The sequence below is a fragment of the Streptomyces sp. NPDC107528 genome, assembly GCF_055639295.1.
In genome coordinates, this window is the sequence record NZ_JBVKAV010000001.1 from 871,413 (window position 1) to 885,417 (window position 14,005).

Annotated in this window: 12 protein-coding genes; all 12 read right to left on the reverse strand. The window is 71.8% G+C overall.

Annotation, left to right across the window (positions count from 1 at the left end; all coding sequences use genetic code 11):
* Window positions 1-119: 119 nt before the first annotated feature.
* Window positions 120-1,259 (reverse strand): NUDIX hydrolase, encoded by a 1,140-nt coding sequence (locus ACZ7L5_RS04200; protein ID WP_471514212.1) that lies wholly within the window; start codon window positions 1,257-1,259, stop codon window positions 120-122.
* Window positions 1,260-1,335: 76 nt separating this feature from the next.
* Window positions 1,336-2,598, reverse strand: coding sequence for a methyltransferase, FxLD system (gene fxlM / locus ACZ7L5_RS04205; protein WP_471514214.1), 1,263 nt, complete (start codon window positions 2,596-2,598; stop codon window positions 1,336-1,338).
* Window positions 2,599-2,742: 144 nt separating this feature from the next.
* Window positions 2,743-4,683, reverse strand: a complete 1,941-nt coding sequence (locus ACZ7L5_RS04210) for an ATP-binding cassette domain-containing protein (protein ID WP_471514216.1) — start codon at window positions 4,681-4,683, stop codon at window positions 2,743-2,745.
* Between the two features lie 230 nt (window positions 4,684-4,913).
* Window positions 4,914-6,026: a hypothetical protein gene (locus ACZ7L5_RS04215; RefSeq protein WP_471514218.1), complete on the reverse strand. Its 1,113-nt coding sequence runs from the start codon at window positions 6,024-6,026 to the stop codon at window positions 4,914-4,916.
* A gap of 4 nt (window positions 6,027-6,030) precedes the next feature.
* Complete coding sequence (fxlM, locus tag ACZ7L5_RS04220; RefSeq protein WP_471514220.1) at window positions 6,031-8,076, reverse strand: methyltransferase, FxLD system; 2,046 nt, start codon at window positions 8,074-8,076, stop codon at window positions 6,031-6,033.
* A 35-nt stretch (window positions 8,077-8,111) separates the two neighbouring features.
* A complete protein-coding gene (locus ACZ7L5_RS04225; protein WP_471514222.1) occupies window positions 8,112-9,182 on the reverse strand; it encodes a lanthionine synthetase C family protein in 1,071 nt (356 codons plus the stop codon).
* On the reverse strand, window positions 9,179-11,218 hold the full coding sequence (locus tag ACZ7L5_RS04230; protein ID WP_471514224.1) for a lantibiotic dehydratase family protein: 2,040 nt from the start codon (window positions 11,216-11,218) through the stop codon (window positions 9,179-9,181). The genes ACZ7L5_RS04225 and ACZ7L5_RS04230 overlap by 4 nt, the downstream gene beginning before the upstream one ends.
* Before the next feature lie 87 nt (window positions 11,219-11,305).
* A complete protein-coding gene (locus tag ACZ7L5_RS04235) occupies window positions 11,306-11,494 on the reverse strand; it encodes an FxLD family lanthipeptide (RefSeq protein WP_057608338.1) in 189 nt (62 codons plus the stop codon).
* Window positions 11,495-11,626: 132 nt separating this feature from the next.
* On the reverse strand, window positions 11,627-12,094 hold the full coding sequence (locus tag ACZ7L5_RS04240; protein ID WP_057608337.1) for a DUF6082 family protein: 468 nt from the start codon (window positions 12,092-12,094) through the stop codon (window positions 11,627-11,629).
* A 73-nt stretch (window positions 12,095-12,167) separates the two neighbouring features.
* Window positions 12,168-12,743, reverse strand: a complete 576-nt coding sequence (locus tag ACZ7L5_RS04245; RefSeq protein WP_471514226.1) for a DUF6624 domain-containing protein — start codon at window positions 12,741-12,743, stop codon at window positions 12,168-12,170.
* Window positions 12,740-13,390 carry a hypothetical protein gene (locus ACZ7L5_RS04250; RefSeq protein ID WP_471514228.1) on the reverse strand — a complete coding sequence of 217 codons (651 nt, stop codon included), beginning with the start codon at window positions 13,388-13,390 and terminating at the stop codon, window positions 12,740-12,742. Before ACZ7L5_RS04250 ends, ACZ7L5_RS04245 begins: the two co-directional genes overlap by 4 nt.
* Window positions 13,387-13,869, reverse strand: coding sequence for a DNA-binding protein (locus ACZ7L5_RS04255; protein WP_471514230.1), 483 nt, complete (start codon window positions 13,867-13,869; stop codon window positions 13,387-13,389). The genes ACZ7L5_RS04250 and ACZ7L5_RS04255 overlap by 4 nt, the downstream gene beginning before the upstream one ends.
* Window positions 13,870-14,005: the final 136 nt, after the last annotated feature.

Genomic DNA, 14,005 nt, shown 5'->3' on the forward strand with positions numbered 1-14,005 from the left:
TGAGGGTGGCGAGCAAGGTAGGTCTCGACGGTGGTGCGGATGTGGTGGTGCGACAGTGGCATGGGGCTACCTCAGAGGTGCGTGGAGCGGGACGAGTCGAGGCGGGGTGGTCGTTCGTGTCAGCTCAGCCGCATCCCCTCCGGCGGGACTTCCTCGATGGCGGCGGCGCGAGCCGTGGGCAGGCGCCACCGCTTCCGGGCTGTCTCCGCGGCGAGCAGGGCTTGCCGCGCTCCGGGCGGGCCCCATCCCAGGAGAGCGGCTGTCTGGGCGGGGGTGGCGAGCAGGCGGGCGAAAGGGCGCCCGGTGGCGGGGTCGACGGTCGCAGGCCCGATGGCGGTGACCCGGGCGGCAAGGCGGAGCCGGGCGTTAGGCCCCACTCCGCCGTAGACCTCGCCGGTCTCGTCCAGCACCCAGCCCAGTCGTACCGGATCGGCCAGGGTGAGTTGGGCTTCCTCGGCGGCTTCGCGGCGCAGGGTGTCCTCGGGCGTCATGTCGGTCGTCTCCACGGTGCCGCCGGGCAGCATCGGCAGCGCGCCACGGGGGCCGGGGTCGGCCACGAGGACGACCCGGCCGTCCGGGACGAAGCACCACGCCCAGGCTTGCTGCACGGGGAGCCGCTCGGGGACGGGGCCGCGGTTGAGAGGGCTGTCCCACAAAGGCCGGTAGCGGACGTGCACGTCGTGGCGGTCCAGCGCCGGGACGTCGAGGATGTGTCGGCCGTCGGCGAGTTGGGCGGTGGCCGTGTTCCCGAGCCGGGCACGGTAGGCGGCGAGCATGATCTGCCCGTCCACAGGGCGCAGCCGCTGTACCGCATCCCGGGTCTCCAGGAAGGCGAACTCGGACAGCTCCTCGCGCGGCAGGCGGATGGCCTCGACCTGGTCGGGGCAGAGGGTTCCCCCGTCGAAGACGAACCGGATCTCCCCGGGGAAGGGAGTGCCGGGCTGAATGTCGGGGTGGTTCGGGGAGAGGGAGTGGACGGCGAGCACGCCCGCCAGGGGCATGTTCGCCAGGCCCAGTTCCTCGGTGATCTCGCGGCGGCAAGTGACGTCCGGATGTTCGCCGGGTTCGACGACGCCTCCGGGCAGCAGCCACGAGCCGTCCTCGCGGTAGGTGGGGTGCACCAGCAGGACCCGGCCGACCTCGTCGGTGATGATCGCGGCGGCGCCGACCCATACTGCGTGCCGGGGTGCGGCGTGCTGTCCCGTGGACAGGGCGGCACGTGGTGTGACGTGATCCGAAGGGGAGACGGGAGAGGTCACGTAGCTCTGCCTTCCGAGACGGTGGACGGGCGAGTGCAGCGCGGGCGGGTGAGCGGTGATCAGGAGGCACCGCCGTTCATCGGGCGCTGCAGCTCCCCGGGTCGGTGAGCAGGGAAGCGCTGCTGGGAACGATCGGCCAGTCCACGGTGATACGGGTGTGCTTCTTGGCGAACACGTGCGGTTCGTGGTCCGTGCCTGCCGGAGCACAGTCGGCTGTCGGGCGGGCGGTGATGAGGGGGCAGCGGGCGCCGCGGTGGTTGCGCTGCCAGTGCTCGACCTGCTCGGCCATCTCCTGCGCGGCGACGTGTCCTTGGGCGCCATGGCCGTGGACGACGAACCTGTACAGGCCCTTGCCATCGTCTCCATCGCCGATGCGCTCAGTGGCCAGCCGGGCGAGGGAGGCCCCGCGGACGATGGCGGCGCCGGGCCAATGCCGGGGCGGCGGGTTCAGGACCCCGTTGTCGCCGTCGGGGTCGACCTCCAGGCGGCAGAAGCCGGGCAAGGCGCCGGCGAGGTAGAGGGTGAGGGCGTCGAAGGGTTCCTGGCCGCCGACGGTGACGTGGGTGCGTGTCACGGTCGGCTTGCGGGTGAGGGCAGAGGCGAGTTGATCAACGGGCAGCGGGGTGCCGTCTTCCCAAGACAGGTGGACTCCGGTGCCGGGGACGGTGCGACGGTCCGTCTGCCAGGCGCCGTCGCCCTGCATGGCGACGAAGCCGCAGACGATGAGCGGCTCGTCGCTGTGCAGCGTCCCCTCATCTTTGGTGAAGCCGATGGCCCAGTGGTAGCCGTGCAGACGCAGCGGTGCGATGAGACGGCCGCCCTCGGCCAGGGCGCCGATCCAGGGCAGATCCCAGGTGTCGACGGTGACCACGATGGCGTCGAATCCGCCGTCCGGAACCACACCGGCGGGCAGGTGCTCGGCGTCCGCAGTGACCACGCGGACGCGGTCGTACCCGGCCTCGGTGAGGAAGCGGGCGGCCCTCTCGGAGACGGCAGGGTCGATGTCGAGGGTGGTGACGTGCCCGGCCGGGCCGACGAGTTCGGCCATGAGGGCGGCGTTGTAGCCCCCGGAGCCAATCTCCAGGACACGGTGGCCAGGCCGAATGCGAGCGGCTTCGAGCATGTCGGCCTGTAGCCACGGTGCGGAAACGGAGCTGATCACCCGGCCGTCGGGCGCGTGGCGGGTGGGGATGATGTCGTTGGCGTACGCCGCTTCCACAGCGACGTCGGGAGCGAAGACGTGCCGGGGCACGGTGCGGAAGGCGCGCTCGACAGCGGCGGTGCGGATGTGGTTGTCGGCGCGGAGCTGCTCGACGAGCTGGTGGCGTAGCTCGCTCACGTCGCTGACTTCCGTAGCCGGTGGAGTCGTCACGGCATTCCTTCCGGGGCTAGTTGGGCGGGTTCGGACGTGGAGCGGAGGGAGCATCGGGAGCGGCCCTGTGCCTCTGCCTGGCAGAACGGTGGCCTCGCACGGGCCGGGTGATCAGGGGGTGTCGCCGCTCATCCGGCGCTGCAGCTCCCACAGGGTCCGGAAGAGACCTGGCTCCTGGGTGAGCTGGGCGTAGGTGCCCTCCTGGACGATCCGCCCTTCGTCCAGGACCACGATCCGGTCGGCGACGGCCACGTTGGTGAGGCGGTGCGTGATCAGCAGAATGGCGCGGTCCTTGGCCAGTTCGCGCAGGCCGGCGAAGATCCGGTGCTCTGCGCGGGCGTCGAGGGCGGCCGTGGGTTCATCCATCACCAGGAGAGCCGCCTGCCGGTGGAACGCGCGAGTGAGGACCAGGCGCTGCCACTGCCCGCCCGAGAGCTGCTGTCCGCCGAACCACTCGCTGGTCAGGAGGGTGTTCAGGCCGGAGCGGAGGCCCGGCAGCATCTCCGCGGCGCCGGACGCCTCGCAGGCGGCTAGCAGGGCCGCGTCGCTGGTGTCGCCCTGCCCGAACGTGATGTTGTCGCGCATCGTCAGCGGCAGGTACGTGAACTTCTGCGGGACCAGAGCGACGTGCTCCCACGACCCCCACGGGTGCAGGTCCGCGGTGGAGGCGTGGTCCCAGGCCACGTCGCCCTCGGTGGGCAGCAGCAGTCCGCACAGCAGGCGCGAGAGGGTTGTCTTGCCGGAGCCGTTCTCCCCGACGAGCGCCACGATCTCCCCGCGCCGCACGTGCAGGGAGACGTTGCTCAGGCTGTCCTTCGGGGCGCCGTCGTAGCGGTAGGCGACGTCGCGGACCTCGAAACGCTCCGGGGCCGTGGTCACGGGCGCGGTGCCGCGGGAGTCGGTCATGGCCTGGCCGTGTGCGTTGTCGAGGAAGTTCTGCCAGTCCTGTACGTACCAGCCGGTGCGCACCAGGCGGGCCCCGCCGTTGATGATGCCGCGCACTGAGCCGGTGGCGGTCTGGAGAGCGAATACGGCGCCGCCGCCGGCCGCCAGGCTCATCCGCCCGGAGGCCAGGAGCCACAGCAGCGCCGCCCACACCGCGGTCGAGGCGATCCCGCCGGCCACTGCTCCGGCCAGTCCCATCCAGGCACCGGTGTTCGCGGCTTGGCGTTCGGCGGCGTTGACCGAGGCGGCCAGCCGCCGGTACCGCCCGATCAGGAAAGGGCCGGCCAGGCAGGCGCGCATCTCCTCACTGGACTCCTGATAGGCCATGTGCCAGCGCAGCTTGCCCAGCATCCGGCGCCGCCCGGAGGTCTCCAGCCCGGCGAGGTAGATCACGCGGGCGGAGCGGACGTAGGCGGCGGCCTGCGGCAGGCAGGCGAGGAAGAGCAGGGGAAGGAGCAGGGGGTGCAGGACGGTCAGGACGGTGGCGCCTGCCGCGAGCGTGGCGGTGGCCGCGAGGACGTCCTGCGCTTCTTCGACGAGGTCGGGGGTGACCTGGGCGCCGCGGTCGGCGATGTCGTAGGCGTCGTTGTAGCCGGGCTTGTTGTTGGCGGCCAATTCCGCGCCGAGCGCGGCCTCGATCATCGTCAGCTCTGCTGCCCGGCCGAGCACCGGGCGCAGACGGCCGGTCAGCCAAACGACGGTGATGCCCAGCAGGGTGCGCAGGCCGGTGGCGGCGGCGATCACGGCCAGCTGTGGGGCGGCGTCCCACAGCCGCTCGGTGATGTCACCCGAGGAGATCAGCGCGGTGATCGTGCCCGTGACGGCCAGGAGGCTGAGGGCAGCGAGGAGGCCGGTCCCGATCTGGCACACCAGCAGGCCGATGGTCGCGCCGCGGTCCACGCGCCAGGCCATCTGCACCGAGCGCCGCACGAGCGAGGGAAGGCGCCGCGCCATGGTGCGGGAGGTCAGCAGGGAGCCGGCCTGGAGCCTCGACTCGTCGCGGTAGAGGTATTCCTCCTCTCGAACACCGGCCTCCTGCGGTTCGTCGTCCGGCGCGGTCTTCTTGGGCGGTTGCGGCGGCTGGTCTTGCGTAATGGCCGAGGTCATCGTTCCCCCTAGGACGGTCGCTGCGGCAGAGTCGTGAGGTCTAACGACACGGCTGCGATATCGAACACACGTCATTCGGTCGTGCTGGGAAGCCCGCTATTTCCTGCGTCAGGGAACCCCGCGGGCGCGGGATCCCTGGTGGCTTGGAGCGGCTGCGGGCAGGAAATGGCCGAAACGCCGACACCGCCAAACAGCATGGGCAGCACGGGGGCATCCCGGGTCGTCCCCTCTTAGCTGGGATCTGGTTCGGCCTGCAGCAGCCTTTCCAGTTCTGTCTCGGCGTGGCCGACCGCGCCCGTCAGAGCCTCATGGTGGTGGGCGGACAGGACGCCGGATCCCAGTCCGGCCGCGGCGATCACCGCGTTGAGCGCGTCTGTCGCCCCGTCGTCCAGGGCGGACGCGGCGACGGGGTGGTGCAGTGCGTCTCGTGCGGCGTAGGCGTCGAGTCGGGCGACGCTGACGAGGGAGTCGAGTATGGGGGCGGCATGTCGTCCGGTGCGGTCCAGTTCCAGGGCTGACAGGCCCGTCCGGGTCTGGAAGGCGGCAGTCGGCGGATCGGGGTGGGCAAGGAGCTGGACGGCCTCATCAAGGGTGCGGTCGAGGTCGAGTTCAGGGACGGGGGTGTCTACGGGCCGGCAGTGGGCGTGCAGGAGGAGGGCGATGGCTCCCTCCCAAGGCTCCGTGGGCTGGGTGGTGTCGATCAGGTCGCGGGCCTGTTGGTCCAGGCCCTGTTCCATCAGAGCCATGATCTTGATCTGGCGGCCGTCGAGGAGCCGGTTGCCGATGCCGCGGTGCTGGCTCATGGCGTCGGCGGCCTCGGCCCACCGGCCGATGCAGGCGAGGGCGCGGGAGCCGTCCACGAGGAGGGTGACGTAAAGCTCCTGGCACACCGCGCGGTGATCCTCGTCCGTGCCGGTCAGGGTCGAGAGGTCGACGGTGTGGCCATCGATCTCGGTCTTCTCCCGCTGCCGCGCGGCGCGGTTGAGGCGGACCAGCAGGTCGTAGGCGGCCTCGCCCTGGCCGTCCCGGGTCAGCAGCCGGGAGAGGTTGACCAGCGGCATCAGCGACATGACTGCGATCGGTCCGCTCAGGCGTCCGGCGTCGGCGAAGACCTGGTGCTGGCGCCGGCACAGGTCGGCGGCCAGGTTGGGCAGGCCGACGTCGGAGGCGATGAGCGCGGCGTAGTTGAGGACCCCGCAGGCGCGGGCCACCAGGTCGTGGTGGCTCACACCTGCGGGCGCGACGGTCAGCCCGGTGAGGTGGTTGATGCGCTCCTCCAAGGGGAGCGCGGGCGCCTTGGTGCGGCGGACCAGGGGGATGCGGCTGGCTATCGCGGGGATCATCGGCTCAGCCCTTGCGCGCCCAGTCGATGACGAGTCGGCTGTAGGGCTTGTCGACGAGGAAGCGGGCGTCGTCCGCCGTCAGCCGGTCACGCGAGTCCGCGACGGCCATCCGGAAGCCCGGCTCGGGGGCGTCGTTGCCGCCGGTCGCGTCCCAGGCGCGGATCTCGCTCACGACGCGCTCGGTGAGGTCGGCGCTTCCCTCGCCGTGGCCGATCACGCCGACTTCCCAGTACCGGCCCTGCTCGTCCTCGCCCTCCCGGATGGTCAGGTATGCCAGCGACCCGCCGTCGAGGGCGGCCATGGAGCCCCACCCGAAGTGCGGGGTGAACCCGGGGCGCTGGCCCGGCAGCCGGGACAGGCCGTTGGGCAGCACGCAGGCCAGGTACAGGTACAGCCACTCCCAGGCTGAGCCCTGCCGGAACTTCACCCCGGTGTAGAGCTTGGTCTGCTGCTGGTCGAGGACGGAGCGCAGCGCGTCGCGGTCGACGTCCTGCTCGCTGAACGTCTCCAGGCGCACGTTGCCCTCGCCTGCCATCGGTACGAGGGTGTACACGTCGTCGCAGACGCCCTTGCGCAGCGGGATGAAGGTGGCCATCTCGCAGGAGACGGTCTTCCACGTGTCGCCGTCGCGTTCGAAGGCGAAGGATCGGGAGATGCTGCCGCGGATGCGCATCGGCAGGACGAGGCGCCCGCCGGGGGCGAGCTGGTCGAGGATCTTCACGGGTACGTCGCCGGCGCCGACAGTGAAGATGATCCGGTCGTAGGGGGCGTGCTCGGGCAGCCCGGCCGCGCCGTCGGCCATCACCGCGGTGGCGTTGTCGACGCCGGCCTCGGCGAGGTGCTTGCTCGCGCCGGAGACGAGGTCCTGGTCGACGTCGAGGGTCCACACCTGCCCGCCGGGGGAGACGATCTTGCCGAGGAGGGCGGCGTTGTAGCCGGTGGCGGCTCCAGCCTCCAGGACCTTGTGACCGGGCTGGGCGCCGAGCTGTTCGAGCTGCGTGGCGACGATGGACGGCGCGGAGATGCAGGAGATCATCTCCCCGTGCTCGTCGTGCTTGATCGGGACGGCGTCCTCCTTGTACGCGCTCCCCAGGTCGACGCCCGGCAGGAAGGCGTGCCGGTCGGTGGTGCGGAAGGCGTCGATGGCCGCCTTGCTGCGCAGGTGGCCGCTGTCGACGAGCCGCTGGGCGAGGGCTTCGCGCAGCTGGTTGGGGTCGGTTACGGGTGTCACGGTGGTCTCCATTCGAGGGAGGCTAGGGTCCGCTGAGGCGGACTTGGGGGTAGACACGTCAGCTCCTTCTCCGGTGGAGAAAGCGACGTGACGGCCGAGCCACGCGGTGGCGGCCTGCGTCTCGACAGGCACGCCCGCACGGTTAAACGCGAAGATCGCGTGATGGGCGATGACGGCCCGGATTCCGCGTATCAGTCGGCCGTCTGCGGCGAGCCGGCGCAGGCGGCGGCCAGCGTCCTCGAACTCGGCGACGCGCTCGACCCAGCCCGCTTCCGCGTCCGGGCGCAGGGCCGCGTCCGCGTTCATCAGCCGCCGCATCGCGGAGACGGCTCTGTCCAGTGCGGGCCCCTGGGGCGGGGTGACGGGGGGCCGCAGGGCGGCCCACCGGGCCCATACGTCTCCGGCTTCGAAGGGGTCCAGTCCCGCCGCGCGGATCATGGCGGACAGCAGCATCACGCTGCGCTCGCGGGCGCCGGGGGTGCCGGTCTCGGCGAGCGCGGCCGGGCTGTCGGCGCAGAACACGTCGTGCGCGACCTCCATGCCCTCGGGGCCGCCGAAGGCGTGCGTCTCCGGCTCGTAGATCCCGCCCACCCAGCCGCTGATCACGCGGTCGGCGACGAGCTGGTCCAGCAAGTCGGCGACGGGCTGTTCGGTACGCAGGCGCACGCCGGCGTCCTTGCGCAGGAAGTGGAAGCGGCGTTCGCCCAGCGCGGTCGCCAGGGCCTGGGCGGCGTCCGCGTGCGGGTCGGGAAAGGCCACGGAGGCGTGCCACCAGGACGTGTCCGGGGGGACGGGCAGGTTCTCTTCGTCGAGGGTCATGAGGAGGGAACTCCTTGCGAGACGGCGGGGTGGGGTCAGGTGAGCAGGAGGACGCGGGTCCAACCGGTGTCGTCGGTGGCCTTCAGGGCAAGTTGGGCCCCGGCGCGGCCTTCCATGAATCCGGGTTTGGGCAGGTGCTCCCAGTCGGCGGCCAGCCGTCGGTGCAGGTCTTGGATGATCGGGGCGAAGCGTTCGGGGCTGGTGCTGTCGGCGGCGACTGCGCGAGTGAGAGTCAGCAGCCCGGCCCAGCCGTGGCAGAGCGACGAGTCGGTGATCCGGGCGAGCCGCAGCGGGTCGGTCAGGATCGCCTCGACGGTGTCCTCGGCCGCTTGGCGCCGTACGGGGTCGCCGAGGGCAAGCGCGGCGAGCTGCTGGGCGCGGGCGATGCCGGGCTGGCCGTAGCACCAGGACTGGCGGGCCGGCTCCGCTGCGGGCGGCTGGTCGGCGTCCAGGTGGGCTGTGGTGGACCAGTAGTGGTCGCCGTGCCGGTCGAGCCAGGTCGCGAACGTGTCGACGGCCTCCTCCTGGCCGGGGACGCTGACTCCGGCGCGCAGGGCGAGGGAGAGCACGGCCAGGGGCCCCGCGATGCCGTGGGCCATGCCGTTGTTGCCGTGCCCGCCTGCCATGTCCTTCCCGTCGGGGCCGACCGGCGACCACCACCCGGGCAGGATTCTGCCGTCACAGCGGGCGGGGTGTGCGAGCGCGACGAGGCAAGCGAGCACGTCGGGCAGCCGGGGCGCGATCGGGCGGCGGGACAGCAGCAGTGCGGCGAGCCCGGTCATGCCGCGGATGAGGTCCCATTCGGCGAGGTGGGGCAGCGCGCCGGCCTCCTGCCGGCGGTGGGCGGCGGCGAGCCGGGCGTCCACGACGCGGTCGACGGCCGCGCGGACGTCGTTTGCGGCCCCGTGGGCGCGGTCCAGGACGAACTCCAGGGCGGGTGCGCCGTGGAAGAGGCTGGCGTTGCTGCCGGTGCTGACGCCCCGGACGGTGGCCTGGGCGAGGTGGCGGCGGGCGGTGGACAGGTCACGGCGCTCGATATCGAGCAGGGCCATCCCCAGGGCGCCCTCGGACAGGTCCTGCGTACGGGGCACGGTCGTCGTAGTCATGAGCGCCTGGCCAGGGGGACGACGATGCTGTGGGCCCGGCCGCCGATCCACCCGTTGGCGTCCGGCGGGGGCGCGTCGTGCAGGGTGGCGATGCCGAGGGGGCTGGCGTCCAGGTGCGCGCGCAGGAGGTCCAGGTCGACGTCGCGGGTGAGGTTGAGGGGCAGCTGCTGGTCGTCCTCGGCGAGCAGGACCCGATCCGGCACGCGGAACCGGGAACGCCAGGCATGGAGTTGGTCCGCCCACTGCTGGAGTGGGGCGGTGCGGGCAGGCAGCGTACGGCTGCGGATCTTCCACCGCGCGGTGGTGAGGAGGGTGCGACGGTAGGTGAGGGTCGGGGTGAAGGGCAGGGTCCAGGCGGCGCCCCAGTCGAACCAGGTCACCTGCGGGGACGCGGCCCGGCTGATCTCGCCGAGGAAGCGGGCCATCGGCGGGGTGTAGTTGTTCCATAGGAAGTTGATGGCGGTGGGGGCCAGCAGCTCCAGCGGCTTGCCCGTCGCGGACTCCACCAGCTGGGGGCGGCCGTCCGCGACGGTGACCGCCAGGTCGCGTGGGAAGAGCACGTGCGGTTCGGGACGGCGGAATTCGCCGACGCTGACGATCCGGGGCAGGGCCTGTGGTGCGCGGGTGAGCAGGTCGGCAGGCACCCGCCCGGCGTGGAAGGAGAGCTGCGCGAGTTCCGCCTCCGGATCGACGGTGGGCAGCTTCGCGTACGCCGTCTCGGTGCCGGGCAGGAGGTGCCAGAACCGACCGGTCATCGATCCGGCTGAGCGGGAGACGGTCAGAACGTGCAGCCGGAAGTCGCCTCGGTCCAGGGCCGGAAGAGAGGAGGCGTGGACCTGCGCGGCCAGTTCGAGGTGGGGTGCCAGGGCCTGGGGCTTGTCGCCGGCCGCTGCTTCCAGTTCCTCGATCATCGCCCCGGTCAGCGCGACGGTGCGGCTGCCTTCGGTGGCTGCGGTGCCGGCCAGCTCCAGCAGCAGGCGGTCGCGCCGGGACATCGGCCGGGGCGGTTCGCTCGCCGTGACGAACCCTGCCGGGAAGCCCACGCCCCGGTCGGGGTCAGTCACCGCTTCCACTGGCACTGCGGTGTTCTCGCCGTAGCGCTCGGAGAACTGCTCGATCCACCGGCGCCAGGTCGGTGTCCCGTTCGGATGGGTAACCAGGCGGGCCAGGACGGTGGCCGCGGTCTCCGATTCGGTCAGCACCTGCTTGGGCAGCCGCACGTCGGCGTCCAGCCGCAGGTCGCACGCTGTCCGCAGGCTGGCTGCCTGGGTGTGCGTTGCAGGCGGTAAGACGTCGGTGGGGTCGGCGATGGTGGCGGGGGCGCGCAGGGAGGAGCGCAGCAGCCGCACCCGCAGCAGTTCACCTAGCAGCCGGTCGCGCGCCGTGTCGCTCACGGTGGGGAACTCCGCGGCCAGTTTGTCGGACAACTGGCGGTACGTGATCGGTGATCGCGCGAGGTCGAGTACGAGGCGCAGCGCGGGGCTGAGGGCCAGGCGGAACTCGGCATCGCCCTCGGACGGTACGTGGATGTGCTGGTCGCGCTGTCGGATCAGGGTGTTGACGCAGACCTCGGCGTCGGCCATGCGCGCAGCGTCGCTCTCCCAGGCACTGAGCATCTCTTCGAGCCCCACCGGGTCGGGGCGGGTGACCGCCTGGTGCTTCTCACCGAAGCGCACGGACGTGGCCTGGGCGAAGCCGAGCGGGGCAACGCCGGCGAACAGGCCGTAGGGGGTGGAGCGGCGGGCGTAGCGGATCGCGTAGCGGGCGGTGGCCAGCGCCGCCCGGCGCATCCGGCGCACCTTCGGTGTGCGGCCGTCGATGATGGCCTGCACCTGGTCCGCCAGGTGAGGGCTCGTCTGCGACACGGTCCGGCGGAAGTCGGTGTCGGACCACACCGTGCTCAGCCACGCGCGCCACTCGTCCACGGGCGCTTTGGCCACCGGCCAGGGCGGCATGGGGGGCTCGGTCGTGTGCACCGCGGCGCGCAGCATGGCCTGCCCCGCGCCCTCGTACAGGCTGGACCGGTGCCGTGTCATCAGCGCTCTCCTCATCTTCTGCGTGGCGGGCGGGGCGGGCCGGACGGGGAGAGCCCCGTCCGGCCCGCGTTGCTGGGGTGTCCCGGCTTACGAGGTGGTGCAGGCGCTGGGGCAGGAGCTGCCGCAGGTGTCGCCCGTGCTGCACATCAGGACCGTCTCGGTCGCCGGCGTGCCCTCGATGAAGGTGATGTCGAGTCCGAACGGGTCGGTCTCGTCGGTGGTTGCCAGGTCCGACTGCACGGGGGCGGTCGGCCTCTCCGTCTGAACGGCGGTCATGCTTGCCTCCTAGTGGCGATGGGTGGTGCGGGATCCCGGGACCCGGTCGGGGCCCGGAGCTTGGTGCCAGACGGTGGCGGGCGAAGGCGTCGCCTGGTCCAGGACGTCTGGGATTCGATGGGCCCCGTGCCGTCAGGCTGCTACGGGCTGCGCTTCCTGGTGGGCCTTTGCGGCCTGGTTCAGGACCTTGGTGAAGTGCTCGGCGCGTTCGTCGCCCTCGGCCTCCTGGGCGCGGAGGTCTCCGAAACGGGCCCAGTAGCGCCGGCAGACGTCGCTGTTCATGAGCATCGAGGCGTAGAAGGGCAGTTGTCCGTCGCGGACGAAGCCCAGGCGGTCGCGCAGGCTGAGGGTGCAGATCTGCTGGTTGGCATGGAGTAGCTGCATGTACTCCTCGACGTCCACGTCCTCGGGCGCCCAGAGCTTGGCGAGGTCGGCGTTGGTGGACATCTGCGCCAGCCAGTCGAGCTGATTGCGGGCGACGACCGCCTCGTTGCGCTCGGCCTGGTGCCGCGCGTCCTGCCTGAGCCGGGCGGCTCCGACCACGGCGGTGGTGACGGAGACGGCAGCACCGGCAGCGAGGACGGCGGTGGTGAGCTTCATCTGTCAACGACCCTTTCGCAGAGTGAGTTGCGGCCGGGAGGCCGACTGGTGGAGAACCTGGGGTTCCGCTGCTTCACGCGGCCCCCGCGAGGACGACGGTCGGGGCTTCATCGGCCGAGTCATGCGCGGTGTACCGGCGGCGCACCGCCTTCAGAGCGACAGCGATCGGCGGCAGACCCACGGTGGCTCTGCGTGCGTCGACTGACTCCGGCGCGCGCAGCGGGCACAGCTCGATGCCGTCGGCGCACAGCAGGAGCTGGGTGCCGTACTCCTGGTCGCGCCCGCAGGTGATGAGGGCGCGGTCGTGCAGGTGCGCCCAGTGCTGGACCAGCGCGTCGCCGGCCTGGACCGCACGTCCCAGCAGGGTGGTGGCGGCGCGCTGGAAGTCGGGTTCGTCGTCGCTGTGCAGGGCGATGCTCCACGCGGCGCGGGCCGCGTCGGTGCCGACGAGGCGGTGGCCGGGCCAGTCGTGCTCGGCCAGGATGCGGCGCAGCACCTTGGTGTTGGCGTGGTCGGTGTCCCGGCCCTGTCCGAGTTGGACGGCGTCGAGCTGGTCGCGCACTCGTTTGGCCCGATGCGCGGCCGATTCCGTGGCGCGGGCGATCAGCTCGCGGGCGAGGTCGGGCCGATGCGGTTCGTCAGTTGTCACGCGTTGCTCCGATCATCCGGGGCCGGCTGAGGCGCGTGGACCTGGCAGCTGATCAGCGCGCAGAGCCCGAGGCGGTGCTCGGCGGGGAGTTCGAGGCGGGCGACTCGATCGCCGTCGCGTCCCGGGCCGGATCCGCAAATGTCCCAGCCGTTGTCGGTGAGCCGACGCAGGAGGGCAGCGAGGGGTTCGGCTTCGAGAGTGTGGCGGGCCAGCGTCTCGGCCCGTACGTCTTGGAGGTCGAGTCGGGCGGCGAAGTCGGACGCCCACAGGGTGATCAGGCGGGTGATGTCATCGGACTGGCCGGGCAGGGTGTGGACGCTTTGGAGGAAGAGGCACGCACCCTGGCCCCATCCGAGGTCGGGGTCACGCTCGGGGATCATGCAGGCCAGCAGCTTTCCGTCCTCGTACAGTCCGGCGGATATGGTCTGCGCCTCGCGGAAGAATGCCGGGATGTCGGCGCGGGCGGGTACGGGCAGGCCGTGCATTGTGAGCCAGCGCTGGCGGTCCTGGACGAGGGCCGCAGCTTCCTCGCGCTCGGCCGCCGTGCGCAGCATGCGCATCTCGTAGATGGCGGTCGGAGGCGTCTGCGTGAAGGGGACGGAGGCGGAGCGGTACTCGCTGGCCGCTGAGGTCGTAGGCCGGGTCACTGGCTTGCCCCGTTTAGCGTCGCGTGGGCGGCCTGCTCGGTCGGCAGCAGCTGCCAGCTGTGCGCCAGGACCACCAGTTCGGTGGTGTCCTGTGCGCCCGTGTCGGCGCGGAGCTGGTCGAGCGCGGCGCGCTGGTCGGCCGGGGCGAGCTTGGCGGCGACGGCGATGTCGCGCGTATCGCTGTGCTCAGCGACGGCTCGCAACAGCAGCAGCTGCTCGGGGCTGAGCTTCGGAGCTGGCCTGTCCGCCGTGGGAGAGGCCACCTGCTGGGTGGTGAACAGGCGGTGCACGATGACGGGGGGCTTGCAGCGGGGCGGGCAGTGGAGGCTCGCGCGGATGTCGCGGATGTACTGGCGGACGGTGACCGCCGAGAGCCCTGTCTTCGCGGCGATCTCTTGGGGTGCACAGCCGTTCGCGAGGTGTTGGGCGACGCGCTGCAGCGTCGGCGTCAGAGGGGTGATCGGTGCGCTGGTCGTCATGGGCGGGGTCACGGTGTCTCTTTCTCGGCTGGAACGGACGGTCACCGGGGTGGGTGCCGCCGGTCCCCGCGGGGGACGGGGCCCGGCGGCACCGGCCCGTGCGCGGCGGTCGGGATTCACGGGGTGCCGCGTACGG

What these genes read in the sequence shown, in the direction of transcription:
- ACZ7L5_RS04255 (WP_471514230.1), bottom strand. Translation starts at nt 13,869, where the DNA reads ATGACGACCAGCGCACCGATCACCCCTCTGACGCCGACGCTGCAGCGC.
- ACZ7L5_RS04225 (WP_471514222.1), bottom strand. Translation starts at nt 9,182, where the DNA reads ATGACTACGACGACCGTGCCCCGTACGCAGGACCTGTCCGAGGGCGCC.
- ACZ7L5_RS04240 (WP_057608337.1), bottom strand. Translation starts at nt 12,094, where the DNA reads ATGAAGCTCACCACCGCCGTCCTCGCTGCCGGTGCTGCCGTCTCCGTC.
- ACZ7L5_RS04235 (WP_057608338.1), bottom strand. Translation starts at nt 11,494, where the DNA reads ATGACCGCCGTTCAGACGGAGAGGCCGACCGCCCCCGTGCAGTCGGAC.
- ACZ7L5_RS04230 (WP_471514224.1), bottom strand. Translation starts at nt 11,218, where the DNA reads ATGACACGGCACCGGTCCAGCCTGTACGAGGGCGCGGGGCAGGCCATG.
- ACZ7L5_RS04210 (WP_471514216.1), bottom strand. Translation starts at nt 4,683, where the DNA reads ATGACCTCGGCCATTACGCAAGACCAGCCGCCGCAACCGCCCAAGAAG.
- ACZ7L5_RS04215 (WP_471514218.1), bottom strand. Translation starts at nt 6,026, where the DNA reads ATGATCCCCGCGATAGCCAGCCGCATCCCCCTGGTCCGCCGCACCAAG.
- fxlM (WP_471514220.1), bottom strand. Translation starts at nt 8,076, where the DNA reads ATGACCCTCGACGAAGAGAACCTGCCCGTCCCCCCGGACACGTCCTGG.